The 16,940-nt window shown below is 40.0% G+C and carries 16 protein-coding genes; 12 read left to right on the top strand and 4 right to left on the bottom strand.

Annotated elements, in window-relative coordinates; genetic code table 11:
• Both IGI46_RS04010 and IGI46_RS04005 read left to right on the top strand, forming a co-directional pair.
• Positions 1 to 768 (top strand): PTS mannose/fructose/sorbose/N-acetylgalactosamine transporter subunit IIC, encoded by a 768-nt coding sequence (locus IGI46_RS04010; RefSeq protein WP_207702376.1) that lies wholly within the window; start codon positions 1 to 3, stop codon positions 766 to 768.
• Positions 768 to 1,622, top strand: coding sequence for a PTS system mannose/fructose/sorbose family transporter subunit IID (locus tag IGI46_RS04005; protein WP_429972955.1), 855 nt, complete (start codon positions 768 to 770; stop codon positions 1,620 to 1,622). Before IGI46_RS04010 ends, IGI46_RS04005 begins: the two co-directional genes overlap by 1 nt.
• A 197-nt stretch (positions 1,623 to 1,819) precedes the next feature.
• Here the strand turns inward: IGI46_RS04005 and IGI46_RS04000 are convergent, their stop codons facing one another.
• Together IGI46_RS04000 and spxB are read right to left on the bottom strand one after the other, a co-directional pair.
• Positions 1,820 to 2,821, bottom strand: coding sequence for a hypothetical protein (locus tag IGI46_RS04000; RefSeq protein WP_429972954.1), 1,002 nt, complete (start codon positions 2,819 to 2,821; stop codon positions 1,820 to 1,822).
• Between the two features lie 524 nt (positions 2,822 to 3,345).
• A complete protein-coding gene (spxB, locus tag IGI46_RS03995; RefSeq protein ID WP_429972953.1) occupies positions 3,346 to 5,073 on the bottom strand; it encodes a pyruvate oxidase in 1,728 nt (575 codons plus the stop codon).
• Between the two features lie 151 nt (positions 5,074 to 5,224).
• On the opposite strand from spxB, the gene IGI46_RS03990 reads away from it, so the two are divergent.
• From IGI46_RS03990 to IGI46_RS03980, 3 genes are all read left to right on the top strand, one after another.
• On the top strand, positions 5,225 to 6,043 hold the full coding sequence (locus tag IGI46_RS03990) for a ZIP family metal transporter (protein WP_207702372.1): 819 nt from the start codon (positions 5,225 to 5,227) through the stop codon (positions 6,041 to 6,043).
• 288 nt (positions 6,044 to 6,331) lie between these two features.
• Positions 6,332 to 6,532, top strand: a complete 201-nt coding sequence (locus IGI46_RS03985; RefSeq protein WP_207702371.1) for a cold-shock protein — start codon at positions 6,332 to 6,334, stop codon at positions 6,530 to 6,532.
• A 382-nt stretch (positions 6,533 to 6,914) separates the two neighbouring features.
• The gene (locus tag IGI46_RS03980) at positions 6,915 to 8,378 is read left to right on the top strand and encodes a helix-turn-helix domain-containing protein (RefSeq protein WP_429962192.1); all 1,464 of its coding nucleotides are present in this window, start codon (positions 6,915 to 6,917) and stop codon (positions 8,376 to 8,378) included.
• A 92-nt stretch (positions 8,379 to 8,470) separates the two neighbouring features.
• On the opposite strand, the gene IGI46_RS03975 is transcribed toward IGI46_RS03980, so the two are convergent.
• Positions 8,471 to 8,665: a hypothetical protein gene (locus IGI46_RS03975; protein WP_429962191.1), complete on the bottom strand. Its 195-nt coding sequence runs from the start codon at positions 8,663 to 8,665 to the stop codon at positions 8,471 to 8,473.
• Positions 8,666 to 8,856: 191 nt separating this feature from the next.
• On the opposite strand from IGI46_RS03975, the gene IGI46_RS03970 reads away from it, so the two are divergent.
• Both IGI46_RS03970 and IGI46_RS03965 read left to right on the top strand, forming a co-directional pair.
• On the top strand, positions 8,857 to 9,546 hold the full coding sequence (locus IGI46_RS03970; protein ID WP_429962190.1) for an HAD family hydrolase: 690 nt from the start codon (positions 8,857 to 8,859) through the stop codon (positions 9,544 to 9,546).
• On the top strand, positions 9,530 to 9,934 hold the full coding sequence (locus IGI46_RS03965; protein WP_429962189.1) for a DUF4809 family protein: 405 nt from the start codon (positions 9,530 to 9,532) through the stop codon (positions 9,932 to 9,934). Before IGI46_RS03970 ends, IGI46_RS03965 begins: the two co-directional genes overlap by 17 nt.
• A 60-nt stretch (positions 9,935 to 9,994) precedes the next feature.
• On the opposite strand, the gene IGI46_RS03960 is transcribed toward IGI46_RS03965, so the two are convergent.
• Positions 9,995 to 12,361, bottom strand: coding sequence for a phosphoketolase family protein (locus tag IGI46_RS03960; protein ID WP_429962188.1), 2,367 nt, complete (start codon positions 12,359 to 12,361; stop codon positions 9,995 to 9,997).
• A 129-nt stretch (positions 12,362 to 12,490) separates the two neighbouring features.
• Here IGI46_RS03960 and IGI46_RS03955 point away from each other — a divergent pair, with 129 nt between their 5' ends.
• The 5 genes from IGI46_RS03955 (at position 12,491) to IGI46_RS03935 (ending at position 16,934) form a co-directional block, all read left to right on the top strand.
• A complete protein-coding gene (locus IGI46_RS03955; RefSeq protein WP_278253138.1) occupies positions 12,491 to 12,619 on the top strand; it encodes a hypothetical protein in 129 nt (42 codons plus the stop codon).
• A 105-nt stretch (positions 12,620 to 12,724) separates the two neighbouring features.
• Positions 12,725 to 14,794 carry a BglG family transcription antiterminator gene (locus IGI46_RS03950; RefSeq protein WP_429962187.1) on the top strand — a complete coding sequence of 690 codons (2,070 nt, stop codon included), beginning with the start codon at positions 12,725 to 12,727 and terminating at the stop codon, positions 14,792 to 14,794.
• Positions 14,795 to 14,798: 4 nt separating this feature from the next.
• A complete protein-coding gene (locus tag IGI46_RS03945) occupies positions 14,799 to 15,275 on the top strand; it encodes a PTS sugar transporter subunit IIA (protein ID WP_429962186.1) in 477 nt (158 codons plus the stop codon).
• Positions 15,276 to 15,291: 16 nt separating this feature from the next.
• Positions 15,292 to 15,585 (top strand): PTS sugar transporter subunit IIB, encoded by a 294-nt coding sequence (locus IGI46_RS03940; protein ID WP_207703911.1) that lies wholly within the window; start codon positions 15,292 to 15,294, stop codon positions 15,583 to 15,585.
• An 80-nt stretch (positions 15,586 to 15,665) separates the two neighbouring features.
• Positions 15,666 to 16,934, top strand: a complete 1,269-nt coding sequence (locus tag IGI46_RS03935) for a PTS galactitol transporter subunit IIC (protein ID WP_429962185.1) — start codon at positions 15,666 to 15,668, stop codon at positions 16,932 to 16,934.
• Positions 16,935 to 16,940: the final 6 nt, after the last annotated feature.

Here is a 16,940-nt window from a genome sequence, read left to right as displayed (position 1 = left end):
ATGAAAATCAACTTAGTTCAGGCGATTTTAATTGGGGTTGTTTATTATTTGGGTATTAATGGAACACCTTGGCTTTCGCTTGTGGGTACGCATGGTTGGATGCGGCCTTTAGTAAATGGAACGGTTGTTGGACTTATTTTAGGCGATCCAGTTCAAGGGTGTATCATTGGAGCGGCAATTAATCTGCCGTATTTAGCTTTTATCTCTGCCGGCGGAACAGTAGCAATGGACCCGGCTTTGGCAGGAACACTGGGAACCGCTTTGGCAATGGCTGCTAATGTTGAACCCTCTGTAGCAACAACACTTGCTGTGCCGTTAGGTTTGTTGGGTACGTTGGTATGGGTAGCTCATATGACTGTCGATATTACATTCGTCCACATGGCGGATAAAGCAGCAGAAGAAGGAAAAATTGATCGAATCAACTGGCTGCATATTGTTCCACCGCAATTGTTCTTAGTATTAATTACTGTAGTACCTGTTGCTGCAGCCGCGTATTTAGGTGCAGATGCAGTAGAAGGTGTTGTTGATGCTTTAGGTGGTAAACCATTAGCTGTCTTATCAGCAATTGGCGGAATCTTACCAGCTCTAGGGATTGCCATGAACCTGCGGGCAATGAATGGTAAAGGAACTTTGTTGTTCTTTGTACTCGGCTTTATGTTAGCTGTTTATTCAGGCTTACCATCTGTTCCAATTGCCATTTTCGCTTTAGTAATTGGCTATGTATTTACTGAGTTGTATCTAAAAGATAAAAATGGAGGTATGGCTTGATGGAACAAACTACAGTTGAACAACCAAAATTACTTTCTAAAAAGGATGTTGTAAAAGCCTTTTGGCGTTGGACCTTTTTCTCTCATGCCAACTATAACTATGAACGTTTGCAGGCGACAGGGGTCGTTCATGCTTTTAGCCCTATTCTGAAAAAGCTGTATGGCAAAGACGAAGATGAAATGAAAGCTGCGTTAGATCGTCACATGCAATTCTTTAATACAGAGCCTTCCTTTGGCGGACCAGTTTTATCAATGGTTATTGCCATGGAAGAAGAGCGGGCAAGTGGTGCGGATATCAGTGACCAAACCATCAACGGCTTGAAAACAGGCTTGATGGGACCCTTAGCTGGGATTGGTGATACCTTATGGCAAGGTACTTTGATTCCCATTTTACTTTCCTTCACTTTACCTTTTGGAGCACAAGGAAATATCTTCATGGGCCCAGTTCTTTTCTTCGCCTTGCATTGGATCATTATGACCGTACTGGCTTACTTCCTATGGATTCAAGGCTATGAACAAGGAAAAGAAGGGATTCAGAAACTAATGGCTGGCGGACGATTGTCCTATATCATGACCCTTTCGCAAACCTTGGGAGCCATCGTAATTGGCTCATTAGCAGCCAACTTTGTTAAAATTGCTACACCATTGCAGGTTCATTTGAGCGGCAAAGAATCTTTATCCATTCAAACAGATGTATTGGACAGTCTAGTAAAGGGAATCTTGCCTTTAGGTGTAACTCTGTTGACTTACTATCTGTTAAAGGTTAAAAAGTTTACACCAACGAAGGTTTTAGTGATTCAAATTATTGGCGGAGCTATCTTAGCAGCGCTAGGCTTAGTGGTTAACTCTCTTTAATCTTAATATTTAGTTATCAATGAGCAGTAACAAAGGGAATCGTAGGAACAAGCGACTTTAACCGATTCGTTGCACATTCCTCCTTAGTATCAGCGAAGAAGCTAACATGCGAATAGTTAAAACTACTGGAGTCGGCAGATTTTTATCTGTCGGCTTTATTTGTTTAGTAGTCTAGAGAGTGCTTACGAAACGTCTGACTATTTTCGTTTATTTCTTTTTCGATTCTTTTTCCCTTTGCTGCCTTTACTGGCCTTTCTTACGGCCTTTTCCACCTCAAGATTACGGTCATTTTTCGACTGGTTGTTGAGAAAATTGTCGTTTTTTAATTTTTTCATTCGATCCATTGGTTGTTTTACTGGCTTATTCTTCAGTTTAATTGGATCATTTTCTTGTGCTTGTTCCTCAACCGGATATTGACGGATGTCGTTTGGTGAAGACTCATTTCTTTTTTTATTCGATCCGGTAGATTTGACCAGTGTATCAATATTACTAAGGATATTTTCTGATTTTTCTGGAGCAGTTTTTTTAGATTTGTGCTGAAAATCTTCATCATTTCGAATATCAAAATCACGAGAACGTTCATCAATGGCAAAATCTAGCCAAACCACTTTGGTAAACTGACGCAAGCCATCTTTTTGAAAAACAGTCAACTCACCTAAGATGTTTAGAAGAGCCATATGTTTTTTAGGCGAATGCAGACAGACGACATTGCTCAAGCTCCAATTGTGCATCTTACCTGTTTCATCCAAGAAGGAGGCCTTCAAATTCCGCTTTCTATCGACTGCTTGCTCGCCAGAAATCAAAGCCGGACGTAAAGGCTCTATGAGCAAGCGAGCTTCTTCGGTAAGCTGGTCAAATTCTTGTTGGTTTTTGTATAGGTGATTGATGACAGTAGTCCATTCTTCTTCTGTTTCAAAATAGTCTTGGAAGTAAATACATAAATGACGAACGGAGGCAGGAACTTTGCCAGTTAAAAATAATTCACGAATTTGTTTTTTCGCAATAAAGGATAGATTAAGAGGACTAAAAGCGTTGCGTATCATGATCGCAACGGCATATTGAATAAATTCAGCGGTTTTGTTTGTTTCAAATAAAAAACTTTCTAACCGTTTTGTGAGCGTATCGTGTTTTTTTAGAGTGAAAACCTGTCTCTTTCCGAAAGGTTGTGCTAGTTTGGTCATATGTGATTTTTCTGTCATGTGTACATCTCCTTATGATTGTTCAATGAATTTACTTTTCAGTGTATTGAATAATTGATCGAATAATTCATTTGCTTAATCGATCGTAAGCGCTTTGATGATTAATTTTATTAAATAATACCGTAAATAAACCAGTTTTTCAATAATTTATTTTATTTAATAATTGTTCTATTTTGTTGTGAATATAAAAATTGCTATGATTGTTAAAATATTTTAATAGCTGAATAGCCAAGTATTTTTTCGGATAAAACCTAGTAAGATGCTTGTAACTAGAAAAAAGCGAAATATAAATGTCGTTATTTTAAGAAATTAATTTTGGGATTTTGAATTAAAATATTGTTTCGTTGAAGAGAATTTTTTTGTTTTGACTGGTGGAATATTGGGCTAATTTGTGCAGAATTTATATGAGAGGAGTGTCGGGAGGAAAAGGAGCAACATGAAAACAATAAAAGTATTAATTTTTCGAGAAATTAATTTTATAATACAAAAAACCTGGCCAGTTTAACTAGCCAGGTTTGATTATTCTATTGTTCCCGCAAGAGTTCACTTAAAGCAGGCATATCGTGAACTTGATATTTTTCTTGGAAAGCTTGGATTTCTTCTGCTGAAAATTTATCAGGATCCAGCTGTAATTCCTCTACTGGCAAGGGACGAGCATTTTTGATTTTTACATCGATAACGACAGGTCGTTTACTGTCTTTAGCTGCATCAAAGGCATGTTGCAATTGACTGTATTCAGTAACGGTAAAACCGTCAGCTCCCATAGCTTCAGCAGCTTTGCCAAAGTCAGCGCCACCCAAGAAAACACCAAATTTCTTTTGTTCTGTATCCTCTTGTTCCGCTTCAATAAAACCAAATGATTCATTGGAGAAGACCACGTTAATGATTGGTAGCTCGTATTTTACTTGGGTCATAATGTCTTGCATCACCATTGCAAAACCACCATCACCACTAAAAGTAAAGACTTGGCGTTCTGGAAAGCTTAATTTTGCTGCAATCCCGCCAGGTACACCATTACCCATGGTAGCGAACCAGCCTGAAGTAGTGTGTAATTGTTTACCTGTCGTTTCTAAATGACGAATAGCGTTAATGGTAGTATTGCCAACATCTGTAACGAATACAGCATCTTCTTCCGCAATTCGGTTAATCTCTTTAAAGACGGGTTCTGGACGCAAAGGCGTTTGTTCATCAGTATAGAAACTTCTGCGCCAGTTGTGCCAATTTTGACTGTTGGTTTGATTGGCTTCTAACCAATGGTCAGCTGGGCGACTCTGGCCCAGTTCCACCATTCTGCGCAAAGCAGTGTTTGCATCACCTAAAATGGCTACATCTGTATGATGGCGACGACCTAACTTAGCCATATCGATATCCACTTGAATGAATTTAGCTTCTGGGTTAAAGAAGGAAGCTGCAAATGGAAAATCACTGCCGACGAAAACAATTAAATCGGCCACAGCCAAAGCTTCATTTGCTGGCTTAGTGGCTACACGAGCCGCAAAACCTAAAAAATTTTCATAAGTATCAGGAATGATCCCTTTGGCTAAAACAGCTGCTGCAACCGGCATAGAGAAATGTTCAGCAAAGGCTTTGATTTCTTCAAAACCGCCGCGGGTTCCTTGACCCACATAAAGAACAGGTTGTTTCGCCGCTTCAATAAGAGGAATAGCAGCTTGTAAATCTTCCTCTGCTGGCATAATAACTCCTGTGCGATGATTCTTAGCAGTTGCGATTTCTTGTTCTTCAATTTCGGCAAAGCCAAAATCAACAGGAATAGTTACAACTGCAACTCCTTTATGTTCATAAGCTGCCTTAATTGCTTCATCGACTAAATGAGGCAAGCTTTCAGGAGTCATCGCAGTCCGGTTGTAAATGCTGACATCAGCAAACATCGGATTTTCGTTTAATTCTTGAAAAACGTCATAGTTCATAACAGTAGACGCAACTTGACCTAGTAAGGCAACTACGGGAACATGATCCATTTTCGCATCATATAGACCGTTGATTAGATGGCTTGCTCCAGGACCAGCTGAACCGAATACGGCACCCACTTTACCTGTCAATTTTGCATCTGCAGCAGCAGCCAGTGCGCCAACTTCTTCGTGGCGAACTTGAATATATTTGACACTTTCTTTTTCTTTGTATAAGGCATCCATAGTTGAGTTGAAAGAACCGCCAGGGATTCCATAAATATGATCGACACCCCAAGCTTCGAACACTTTGACCATTGCAGTAGCAGCATTAATTTTTGTCATGATTCTCACTCGCTTTCATAATAACTAACAAGACAAGTATAACGCTTTTAACAAAACCAACCAAAGAATGTGTTTGGCCAAAGCCTTAATTTGAGGGCAGGTTTATCTTGTGATAAACTGAAAGGGCATAAAAACGCTCTAGGAGGTTACTATGACAGAATGGTTGGTGTCTTTGTCTGCTTGGCAGCAGGCATTGGTTGGGACATTGTTTACTTGGGGAATGACTGCTTTAGGGGCAGCCATGGTTTTTTTCTTTAAAAATATTAATCGTAATGTGCTAAATACCATGTTGGGTTTTGCTTCAGGTGTCATGATTGCGGCCAGTTTTTGGTCGTTACTAGATCCGGCGATTGAAGCGGCTGAGGAGAATGGCTCGATTCCTTGGCTAGTAGTGAGCGTTGGCTTTGGCCTAGGCGGTCTTTTTTTATACATTGCTGATAAAACGATTCCACACATGCACTTTGGTCCAAATAAGGAAAAAGAAGGCTTACCCAGCCACTTGAAACGGACAATTTTGCTCGTATTTTCGATTACCTTACATAATATTCCAGAAGGATTAGCAGTTGGCGTAGCCTTCGGCGCAGCCAGCGAGGCAGCTAATCCAACAGCAGCAGTTTTGGCTGCTATCTCTGTATCTTTAGGGATTGGTATTCAAAATTTTCCCGAAGGTGCAGCAGTTTCCATCCCCTTGCGGCAAGAGGGGCTGAGCCGTTGGAAATCCTTTGTTTATGGACAGGCTTCAGGGATTGTCGAGCCGATTGCAGCAGTGATTGGCGCACTTTTAGTGATGCGGGTTCAGCCGTTACTGCCTTATGCACTCGCTTTTGCAGCAGGGGCAATGATCTATGTTGTTATTGAAGAGTTGATTCCGGAAGCGCAGGCGACAACAGACAGTAAACATCATTTTGGAGTTTTTGGAGCAATGTCAGGCTTTATTATTATGATGATTTTGGATGTTGCATTAGGTTAAACAGGAATGACCCTTATTTTATAAATGTTCTTGTTTAGCAAGGATATCAAGAATAGAAAGTTCTTTACTTCTTAAGAAAGCAGGGTGTTTCTTAATTATTATCGGATAATTTCTTGAAAATGTTCATCTTTTGTTGCAATAGATCACGGGAAGTGTTATGATAACTCTTGTAATACTTTTGATATGTGACTATTTGTTTATCTATAATTTTTTGATACAACACTTCTTTCTACACATCATTTTTTATTACAAATAAACACACTTGATGTGTATTTGGAGGTACTTAATATGAATAACGGTACAGTAAAATGGTTTAACGCAGACAAAGGTTTTGGATTTATCACTAGCGAAGATGGAAATGACGTATTTGCTCATTTTTCAGCTATCCAAGGCGACGGCTTCAAAACTTTAGAAGAAGGCCAAGCAGTTTCTTTCGACATTGAAGAAGGACAACGTGGACCTCAAGCAACTAACATTGTTAAAGCTTAATCACTTATAACAGTCAAGAGTATAGGCAGAATGCCTGTACTCTTTTTTTGTTTTTTAAAACCAGTTTAACTATATGTAAACGGCGACCTTTAAACATCTTGTGTATTCACTACGCTTTTGATTGAAAAATACTGGTTTAATATCTGTAAGAATGATGTGAATAAATAGGAGATGCGTTATAATCTATTTAATAAGACTTTCACATGCAAGGTTCTTTCCCTGTTTTTAAAGACCTGCAGCCTCGAATAAGCAAAATTCCTTTTTTACATAATCGATTTTAATGTTTTCTGCTATACATAAATGGACTTACAGAGCGTTGTCTAGCCGAGACAATTGTCTGTCAGAGTAAAACTACTTCTAATATAGATAGGAGCAAAGAGCCTTGAAAACATTGTTGTCAAACTCCGCAAATCGTCAGGTATTGATTATTGAACAGCTTAAATATTCCGATGAATGGGTACCTGTTAAGCAGATCGTAGAAAGTATCGATGCCAGTCCGAAAACAATTATTAGAGACTGTGAAGATATCGAAGAACGCTGGGGACATATTGTTAGTATCCAGAGAAGTGCTTCTTCCGCTCTTCATCTAACGGAGAAAAAAGGACATACAGTATCGGAAATCTTTTCTGAAATGATTCAAGAATCAGTAGCTTTCCAACTATTGGAGAAGATCATTTTTTTTCCTGGAAAAAGTCGTCTAGAATTACAGGAAGAGCTGTTTATCAGTTCAGCTAATTTGTACCGCCAGATTATCAAAATGAATGAAGTGCTTGCTTCGTTTGGTGTGTATATTGATCGGACCAAGGTTTGTTTAACAGGAGAAAATGAGATTCAAACGCGCATTTTTTTAGCTATTTATTTTTCAGAAGCCTATGATTACAATAATTGGCCGTTTCCAATGGTTGAACGAGCAAAGGTGGAACAGCTGGTTGAGAAGATGACCTCCATCTACCCACAAGAATTGAGTCTGCCTTTTCTGATTGGCGCAACCATCTTGAGACAAAATCAAGGGTTTGTGGTTTCTGATTCGCACATGAAAAAGAAGGAATACCACTTGGATGTTTATCATTTTTTTCTCCTGAATATCCAAGAAGTCCTACCAGAATTGGTTCAAAAGGAGTTGTATTTAGACTTTGCCAGCACTATTTTATGGCGTGATTTTTCATGGGATAATCGAGAAGAGGAGCTTCGGATTGAAAAGTTCTGTAAAGAGTCAATCCAACTGGTAGCTGAGGTATTAAATTTAAAAAATTCAGAAGCCAATCAGCAAAAGTGTATCTATGTGCTCAAAAGTTTTTATTGTTTGTTCAAAACTTATCCGCACAAGAATTATTTGATTTATAATCGTTGCTGGAGCGCCAGTAAAACGATCCATAAACGTTTTGCTGTATTCAACAAAGTATTGGAAAAAAATTTAAGAGATCTTGAAACCCATACGAAGATTCCCTGGTATTCCGTCTATTATGTATTTATTCTTTTTGAATTATTTATCGCTTGGGAAAACCTCCCTCAACAGCTTTATGCCTTGAGACAACCGGTTTCAGTTGAAATAGCTAGTAATCGTGGACTGGATCATGCACATTTACTCGGCTATTGTGTGGAGCGAAATTTGAACGATAAAGTACTGGTGAATATTAACCCTACGCTGATTAAGAGTGAAATAAGAGAGAGTCATCACGCTGATTTTGATCTTTGTGTAACGAATTTTTTGGCAAAAAGTGTCCCTAAGGAAAAATTGTTTATTGTAGAGGATATTCCTTCGGCTAAAAATTTAACCTCTTTGCAAGACTTAATTGAGAAGCATCGAATGGAAATGGTAATTGAACAACTCGCTTATCTAGAATAACAACGAAAAGAAGCCAACTCACCTGTTCCTGTTTTTAGGTGGGTTGACTTCTTTTTTTAAGGATATGTTAAAGTGTGTCTGTCTCGGGATTTTTAAGATCTGCGCCGATTACTGCGCTTAGTTAACCAGTTAACAATAAAATATGCAATTGCTAAAGGAATCCCAATGCGAAAGACTAAAGACAATACTCCAGAAATCAGTGGGCCGATAATTTGCAATGCCAGACTAGCGACTAGAAAAAAGCCGATGACCATTAAAATACGTACAGGAGTTGAATATGTTTTCATAAGTTCTTCCTTCTTCCTTTGTGTTCTTGATTATGCACAAAGTATAACAAAGGTTTTTATTGAAAACGTCCAACTTAAGACGTATTTATCGATTGGCTATTAGTAGGAGAAATTTATGGGAACGAAGCTATCCTAAGACAGATAAATATGCTAGAGTGTTAATTGAATGAATAAATGATGAGGTGAAAAGTATGTTAGAGGCAATCATTTTTGATATGGATGGGGTATTGGTAGATTCTGAATATACCTATTTTGAAAGTAAATCGACGATCTTAGAGGAAGCTGGGCATCCGGTAGAAGAGAGTTATCATTATCAGTTCATGGGAACAACCGGTGAATACATGTGGCAAAAGATGAAGGAAGAGTTCTCTTTGCCGTTAACTGCGAGTGACTACGTTGGAAAAATGAATCAATTGCGTGAAAAAATGGTTGCGACGGATGGCGTACGTCCGATTGAGGGAGCACCAGCCTTTGTTAAAAGACTGCATGAAGCAGGGTTACCTCTGGGTGTAGCCTCTTCATCGACTTTAAAGGAAATCAAAACCAACCTGCAAGCTTTAGGAATCGCGGACTGCTTCCAAATCGTTATGAGCAGCGAAGAAGTTCCAAATTCCAAACCAGCTCCTGATGTCTATTTAGAAGTTGCTCATCGCATGGGCGTAGAACCGAATAATTGTTTGGGAATTGAAGATACTAAAAATGGCAGTACAGCGGTTCACCGGGCAGGAATGGTCTGTCTAGGCTTCCACAATCCGATCTATCCGAAGCAGGACTTGCAAAAAGCGGATCGAATTGTTGAAACCTTTGAAGGACTAGATCGGGAAGCTTTGGAAAAAATCTATCAGGAAGTAAAAGGGGAGAAAGATGCAGGCAGTCATTAATCAGCAGGAATTTATTACCGAGGGCGGCTGTAATGCTTGTGGGTTTCAAAGCTGCGTCACGTACACGCTGCGATTAGAAAACGAAAAGACTCTTTTATTGGATGAGTACGACAATCCTTCGTTGATTACAGCATTAGCTCTGGAAAATGGCTGGCGGCAAGAGTATGTAACAATAGGTATTGGTGAGGATGTTTTGGTTTTCAAAAAGTCGGATCAGCAGGTTGAGGTTCATGAGACAGGCTCCATGATCACCTATCAAAAGGCTGGACACCGCTGTTCGATTCCGAAATGTGCAGCAGTTAAAGAAGAAGGATTTCAACAGGTGAATCAAGTGCTGCTGGAAATCTTCTCACTGGAAGCTTATGAATTTTTAGAAGCAGTCAACTAGAAAAGGCCGAAACCTTTGACGAATAATCAAGGGTTTCGGCCTTATTTTTGTGTCTTCAGTTTATCTTTGCAAATCTTCCCAAGTCCAGTCAGTTACATCAATTAGGTCTTTTCCTTCCGCTCGGATGTAATCATGATGACGTTGCAAAATTTCATCCATTTCTTCTGAGAAGTCGGCAGCTTTTTCGCCATAAGCGGCATTAGCTGCGGCTTGTGCTAAGTGGAAACGGTCCATTTCGCTGTAAACGCGCATGTCAAATGGTGTAGTAATGTCACCATTTTCACGATAGCCATGAATATACAAATGATGATTATGACGATCAAAGAAGAAATCACGAATCATGTTTTCATAGCCATGGAAAGCAAAGACGATCGGTTTATCCTTAGTAAACAAGTCATCGAATTCTTCATCACTTAACCCACGAGGGTCATTATCAGGATGACGCAATTTCAAAATGTCGACCACATTGATAAAACGAATCTTCATTTCTGGATAATGCTTATTTAGAATGCTGACAGCAGCTAAAGCTTCCAGATTTGGTTCAGTTCCGGCAGCAGCAATAACGATGTCTGGTTCGCTGTCACCGTCTGTGCTGGCCCAGTCAATTACTTTTAAGCCTTTATCCACTAATTCCTCTGCTTCTTCAACCGAATAGAACTGAGGACGCGGATGCTTACTAGAAACGATTAAGTTAATCACTTGTTCTTCCTGCAAGGCTTTATCCATCACTGCCATTAAAGTATTGGCATCAGCAGGCAAATATTCACGAATAAATTCGGGCTTTTTCTCAGCCAAGTGAGACAAAACACCCGGATCTTGGTGAGTGTAGCCATTATGGTCTTGCTGGAAGACCGTGGATGTTGAAATCAGATTCAAAGATGGATAATGCTTACGCCAAGGCTGATCGCTGGCTTTGCGCATCCATTTGAAATGCTGCGTCAGCATGGAATCTACTACCCGCAGGAAGGATTCGTAGCTGGCGAAGAATCCGTGACGACCAGTTAATACGTAGCCTTCCAAGAAACCTTCGGCCTGATGTTCTGATAATTGACCATCAATTACCCGACCAACAGAAGACTGCCATTCGTCTGAGCTCAACTTAGGTTCCAGCCATTGACGATTGGTTACTTCAAACACTTTGTTCAAGCGGTTGGATTTGGTTTCGTCTGGTCCAAAAATTCGGAAGTTGTCAGGGTTGTTTTTTATGATATCCCTAGCGTGACCACCGAAGACGATCATATCTTGTGCTGTAACAGCACCTGGATGTGAAGTATCTACAGCTAATGCACGCCAATCTGGCATATTCAAAGGCTTAGGATCAATTCCGCCATTGGTAATGGGATTGCTGGACATCCGTTTGATTCCCTTTGGTGAAATTTCACGAATTGAATCTATCACTGTTCCATTTTCATCAAACAATTCTTCTGGATGGTAAGATTTCAACCATTTAACCAGTTTATCGGCATGTTCCATGTGATCGGCATCTACCGGAATAGGTACTTGATGGGCCCGGAAGGTACCTTCAATTTTTTCGCCATCCCAGCTTTCAGGACCGGTCCAGCCTTTTGGTGTCCGGAAAATGATGACCGGCCATTGCGGCATGGTTGCATCTTCAGCTTTACCTTGACGAGCTTTTGTTTGAATCGCCTTAATTTCTTCAATTACTTTATCCAAGGTTTCCGCCATGATTGGATGAACCTTCTCAGGATCGGTTCCTTCAACAAAATAAGGTTTCCAGCCCATTCCCTCAAAGTATTTCACTAAGTCTTCGTTGCTTTTACGGGAAAGAATGGTAGGATTAGAAATTTTTCCGCCATTTAGATAAAGAATGGGTAAAACAGCCCCATCATTGACCGGGTTAATGAATACATTAGAAAACCAACTGCCAGCTAATGGGCCAGTTTCTGATTCGCCATCCCCGACAACAGTTGCTGCAATGACATCAGGATTATCTAAGATCGCTCCGGTTGCATGAGAGATTGAGTAGCCTAATTCGCCGCCTTCATGAATAGAACCCGGTGTTTCCGGTGCTGCATGAGAGGCAATCCCACCAGGAAATGAGAACATTTTAAATAAGCGTTTTAAGCCGGCTTCGTCTTGAGTAACTTCGGGATAAATTTCAGAATAGCTGCCATCTAAGTAAGAGTTAGAGACCATTACTTGGCCGCCATGTCCGGGACCTTCAATGTAGAACATGTTCAAATCATACTTATTAATGACCCGATTTAAATGAGCATAAATGAAGTTTTGGCCGGCAATGGTGCCCCAGTGTCCGATTGGATGAGCTTTAATGTCTTCTTTTTGAATGGAGCGCTTTAATAAAGGATTATCCTTTAAATAAATTTGGGCGACAGAAATATAATTGGCCGCACGCCACCAAGCGTTGAGTCGGTCGAGATATTCTTTGGAATCTACGTTTACTGTCATGAGTAAAAGCTCCTTTTTTAGTATTTTTTACTATAATATAGCCACTTTCACTATAGCGCGATCGCAAAAAAATGTAAAACAATCAGTCTCTTATTGCAGCATAGTATAGTTAAATAATGAGACTGTTTCATGGAAAAAATAGGAAGTCAGAGTACCAAGTTGCATAAAGGGTTGCCAAAAAAGTATATTGAAGAGATCAGCAGCTCTGATTTAGTCGATTTGTTTATAAAAGAACAAACAGATGGCAAAGGAGGCTAAGGATAAAGGTCTCATGTTGCATAAAAAACACTGAATCTTTTGGGAACAACGCTGGTAGCAATGTAAGCGATTTTATAATAAATTGTAATTGTGAGAGGGATGGCTATGAACTTAGAAAAACGAACGAATCAAATTTTTATGGAACTCATCAATAATCCACAGCTGGCTAGTAAAGCGCTGTGTGAGAAGTTTGATCTTTCCCGTGGACAATTGAATTACGCATTAAAGAAAATCAATGATTCGCTGCAAGATGAAAAATTAGCAGAGATCAAGCGAACGAAGAATGGTCGCTTTATTATTCCAAATGAGACGTTGTCCTATTTTAAAGGTGGTGATGAAACGCTGGGAGAACCACAGGAGAATTATGTGTTTTCCGGCAAGGAACGTGTCTATCTAATTGAATTGATGCTTATAAGTAAAGAAGATTATCTCTCGCTGAATCATTTTATTGATGACTTGCAGGTAAGCCGCAACACGATTTTGCGCGATTTAAAAGAAACCAATCAGGACGTCACACGGCATGATTTAGCCTTAAAGTACACGCGGCAAAAAGGCTACTTCATCGACGGAGATGAATGGAACAAAAGGCAGTTGTTATCGGATGTTTTAGGTCACTTGGCTGAGATGTATAACGGCATTAATTTCATCATTCAGTTTGCTAATCTGGAGGTAGAAATGATTGAAACCTTTCGCAAAAGGGTGGAGATGATTGAACAGGATTTAGAGGTTCGTTTCACTGATGAGCGTTTGAAGATTTTGCCGCTGCTGATCATTTTACTGATTCGACGAGCGCAAAAGGGCAAGATGATTTCCTACAGCTTTAAGGTGAATTATCGGGAGCTGGCAGATACGAAGGAATACTTGGCTGCTGACCGGGTAGTATGGGATGTAGATGGCTTAAGTGAGAACGAACGAGTGTATCTTACAATGCTGCTTTTAACGACAAATCTTTCCCGGGGCGACATCCTTTCTTTAAAGGAAATCAACAAGATGAAGGAAGCGTTGGAAGGGGTCATCGCCAACTTTGAAAAAATTGCTGGCGTGAGCTTAGAAGATAAGGAAAAACTGCTGGACCGTCTGCTGGTTCATATGCGGCCAGCCTATTATCGGATTAAGTATCATTTGAACCTGCAAACGAAATATTATCAGGAAAATAAGGATGCCAATTTATTTTCCCTGGTATATCTAGTTAAGGAAGCCAGTGGACCGTTAGAGGAGTTCTTTGGTCAGAAAATTCCAGATGCTGAACTATTCTTTATCTCCTTGTTTATCGGCAGTCACATTGTAGAAAGTACGAAAATTATTCATCCAGAAAATCGTAAAAAAGGTATTATCGTATGTCCCAATGGAGTCTCGATTGCTGTTCTATTGGAAAATACGTTGCGAAACTTGTTGCCGGAAATTGATTTTGTCGCTTTGATGTCGGCCCGAGAATTCTATCAGCAAGATTATGAGGTGGACTTCATTTTCTCAGCCGTCCCTTTAAAAACGGAGAAAAAGGTATTTGTCGTCAACAGCTTTTTAACCGAACCAGAGAAAAAGCAGCTGCGGGAACGGGTGCTGCGATCAACGGCTGCGATTCAGCCAGGAGTGGTCACTCCTGAGAAGGTGTTATCGATGGTGAAAAAATATGCGACTGTTACAGATGAAGATCAGCTGTATAGCGAATTGCTGAATTTATTCACCCCAAAGGAATCGAAAATACTGACGAAAAAAAAGCCGCATTTAATTGATTTATTGAAAGGTGAAACAATTCGAATTTTCGAAGAACCAACCGAATGGCTGACAGTTTTGGATGAACTGGCAGTACCTTTAGAAAAACACAAAGTAATCACCAAGAATTATATTGAAGCCTTGAAAAAAGAAATGCCAACCTTGCCAGCGTACACAGTTTTACGTAACCGCATCGTATTGCCACATACGGTTCCAGAGGCTGGCGCAATCGGTGTAGGTATCAGTTTAGGTATCTTGAAGCATGCACTGATCGCAGATGACGGCAGCCGAATCAAGACAGTTGTACTGTTGGGATCAAATGATAAGGATGAACACATTGATCTGATTTTTGAATTAATGAGCTTGGCAGGGGCAAAACAACTTGATCAACTTGAACAAGCTAAGAATGAAAAAGAAGTACGGGAAGCTTTAGCGAGCTTCAATAAAGATTATTGGAGGTAATGAAATGACGGCGGAAACCAAACTAAGCGGGTATTTGAAAACACCCCTGATTTTTGTACAGGAAGTTTACGATTCGCGGGATGAACTGTTGGAACAGGTTTCTCAGCGAGCACTTAATCTAGGGTGGGTTCGAGAAGACTTTCTGTCACGGATTAAAGAAAGAGAGGAGACCTTTCCAACAGGTATTCAGCTGCAAAATCTAGGTGCAGCGATCCCTCATACGGATTCGGAATGTGTCTTGAAGGAGTTTGTGGCAGTAGTAACCAATGAACGTCCGGTTGTTTTTAACAGCATGGAGGATAAAGAGGTGCAGGTAAAGGCGGATATTGTGTTTGTCTTAGGACTGAATCAGCCTCATGCACAATTGGAAATGCTGCAGTCGTTAATGGGGCTCTTACAAAATGAAACCCTGTTGTCAGAAATGTTATTGGCGTCAAACGAAGTATCACTATTGGAAGTCATTCAAAAAAATAATTTATAGGATAGGGGAAAATACAATGAAAAGAAAAGTAAAAGTATTAGTCGCATGTGGAGCAGGAATTGCAACATCAACAGTAGTTATGAAAAAGGTAGAGGACTTGTTTGCCCGCAATCAGATCCCGGTAGAAATTATGCAAATTAAAATCGCGGAAGCATCAGCAAAACAGGATGAAGCGGATATTTTGATCTCAACAACGATGCTGCCAACGGAATACAAGATTCCAGCGATCAAAGCGATGGCCTTCTTAACTGGCATTAACACGGAAAAAGTTGAGAATGAAATTTTGGAAGCTGTGAATTCATTAGATTAATAGGGTAATAGCTGAAGGTAAATAGGAATGATTTTTACTGAAGAATTATTCCTTAATATATTTAAGGAGGATTTAATTGAATGGATAGCTTAACAAACGTTGTACAAAGTATTTTGAACATGGGTTCAAGTGTTGTGCTGCCGATTATCATGTTTATTGTGGGGATTGTCTTTCGAGTTCCACTGAAAAAAGCCATTATTTCAGGTCTTACGGTTGGTATTGGGATGATTGGGATTAACTTAGTCATTAATTTATTAACAACAAGTGTTGGTCCTGCAGCACAGGCAATGGTTGAACGGTTTGGGCTAAACTTAACAATCATCGACGCAGGCTGGCCAACAGTCGCAGCTGGTACTTGGGCGCAACCAATCGCAGCTGTGATGATTCCAATTATTTTGATAGTGAACCTGATCATGTTAGCAATGAACTGGACAAAGACACTGAATATCGATATTTGGAACTATTGGCACATGAGTGCGGCTGCAGCAACCGGTTACATTGTAACAAATAATTTTCTTTTTGGCATCATCTGCGGCATTATTTATACCGTATTTGTGCAAATTATTGCTGATAAGACTGCACCAAAAATGCAAGAATACTACGGATTAGAAGGTGTCAGCTTACCAACCGGATCAGCTCAGGGCTATGCAGTTTTGGCGATTCCCATCGGATGGCTGATTGATCGTATTCCAGGAATCAACAAATTAGATGTTAAGCCAGAAACAATTCAAAAACGTTTTGGTATTTTCGGCGAACCAATGATTATGGGAATTATTATCGGGGTATTTTTAGGTTTGCTGGGTGGTTATGATATTGCTGGGATTCTTCAAATTGGGATGACCATGGGTGGTGTGATGTTCCTGATGCCGCGGATGGTGAAAATCTTGATGGAAGGATTAATTCCAATTCAAGAAAGTGCTCAAAAAATGTTGCAAAGTCGTTATGGCGATCGGGAAATTTACTTAGGAATGGATGCGGCTTTAGCAACAGGCTCTCCAGCTGCATTATCAACAGGACTGTTGATGGTGCCAATCACGTTGTTCTTAGCGGTTATTTTGCCAGGAAACCGCGTATTACCGTTTGGTGACTTGGCAACGATTCCTTTCTTTGCGGCCTTGGTTGTACCTAGTCGTAAAGGGAACATTTTGCACTCGGTTTTATCTCTAACTGTCGTAATTGCACTTGCGCTATTGATGGCGACTGACTTTGCCCCAACCTTAACGACGATGGCCGAAGGGATTGTTGAATTCCCAGAAGGTGCTGCTCAAATCAGTAATTTGGATACCGGCGGAAATATCTTGAACTGGATTTTCTTAAAATTGGCACAGTTAGTCAACTCAATCATGTAGGAGGGT

Origin of the sequence: Enterococcus sp. AZ163 (assembly GCF_050498925.1) — a bacterium.
In the GTDB taxonomy this organism is placed as follows: domain Bacteria; phylum Bacillota; class Bacilli; order Lactobacillales; family Enterococcaceae; genus Enterococcus_A; species Enterococcus_A ferrettii.
The sequence above is the reverse complement of the archived record's forward strand: the minus strand, read 5'-3'. Positions and strand labels throughout refer to the sequence as shown.

Bases quoted from the DNA above. Each gene is read 5' to 3' on its own strand.
- IGI46_RS04005 (WP_429972955.1), top strand. From the start codon at position 768: ATGGAACAAACTACAGTTGAACAACCAAAATTACTTTCTAAAAAGGAT.
- IGI46_RS03965 (WP_429962189.1), top strand. From the start codon at position 9,530: ATGCAGGCAGTCATTAATCAGCAGGAATTTATTACCGAGGGCGGCTGT.
- IGI46_RS03935 (WP_429962185.1), top strand. From the start codon at position 15,666: ATGGATAGCTTAACAAACGTTGTACAAAGTATTTTGAACATGGGTTCA.
- IGI46_RS03985 (WP_207702371.1), top strand. From the start codon at position 6,332: ATGAATAACGGTACAGTAAAATGGTTTAACGCAGACAAAGGTTTTGGA.
- spxB (WP_429972953.1), bottom strand. From the start codon at position 5,073: ATGACAAAAATTAATGCTGCTACTGCAATGGTCAAAGTGTTCGAAGCT.
- IGI46_RS03990 (WP_207702372.1), top strand. From the start codon at position 5,225: ATGACAGAATGGTTGGTGTCTTTGTCTGCTTGGCAGCAGGCATTGGTT.
- IGI46_RS04000 (WP_429972954.1), bottom strand. From the start codon at position 2,821: ATGACAGAAAAATCACATATGACCAAACTAGCACAACCTTTCGGAAAG.
- IGI46_RS03955 (WP_278253138.1), top strand. From the start codon at position 12,491: ATGGAAAAAATAGGAAGTCAGAGTACCAAGTTGCATAAAGGGTTGCCA.
- IGI46_RS03950 (WP_429962187.1), top strand. From the start codon at position 12,725: ATGAACTTAGAAAAACGAACGAATCAAATTTTTATGGAACTCATCAAT.
- IGI46_RS03960 (WP_429962188.1), bottom strand. From the start codon at position 12,361: ATGACAGTAAACGTAGATTCCAAAGAATATCTCGACCGACTCAACGCT.
- IGI46_RS03975 (WP_429962191.1), bottom strand. From the start codon at position 8,665: ATGAAAACATATTCAACTCCTGTACGTATTTTAATGGTCATCGGCTTT.
- IGI46_RS04010 (WP_207702376.1), top strand. From the start codon at position 1: ATGAAAATCAACTTAGTTCAGGCGATTTTAATTGGGGTTGTTTATTAT.
- IGI46_RS03940 (WP_207703911.1), top strand. From the start codon at position 15,292: ATGAAAAGAAAAGTAAAAGTATTAGTCGCATGTGGAGCAGGAATTGCA.
- IGI46_RS03970 (WP_429962190.1), top strand. From the start codon at position 8,857: ATGTTAGAGGCAATCATTTTTGATATGGATGGGGTATTGGTAGATTCT.
- IGI46_RS03945 (WP_429962186.1), top strand. From the start codon at position 14,799: ATGACGGCGGAAACCAAACTAAGCGGGTATTTGAAAACACCCCTGATT.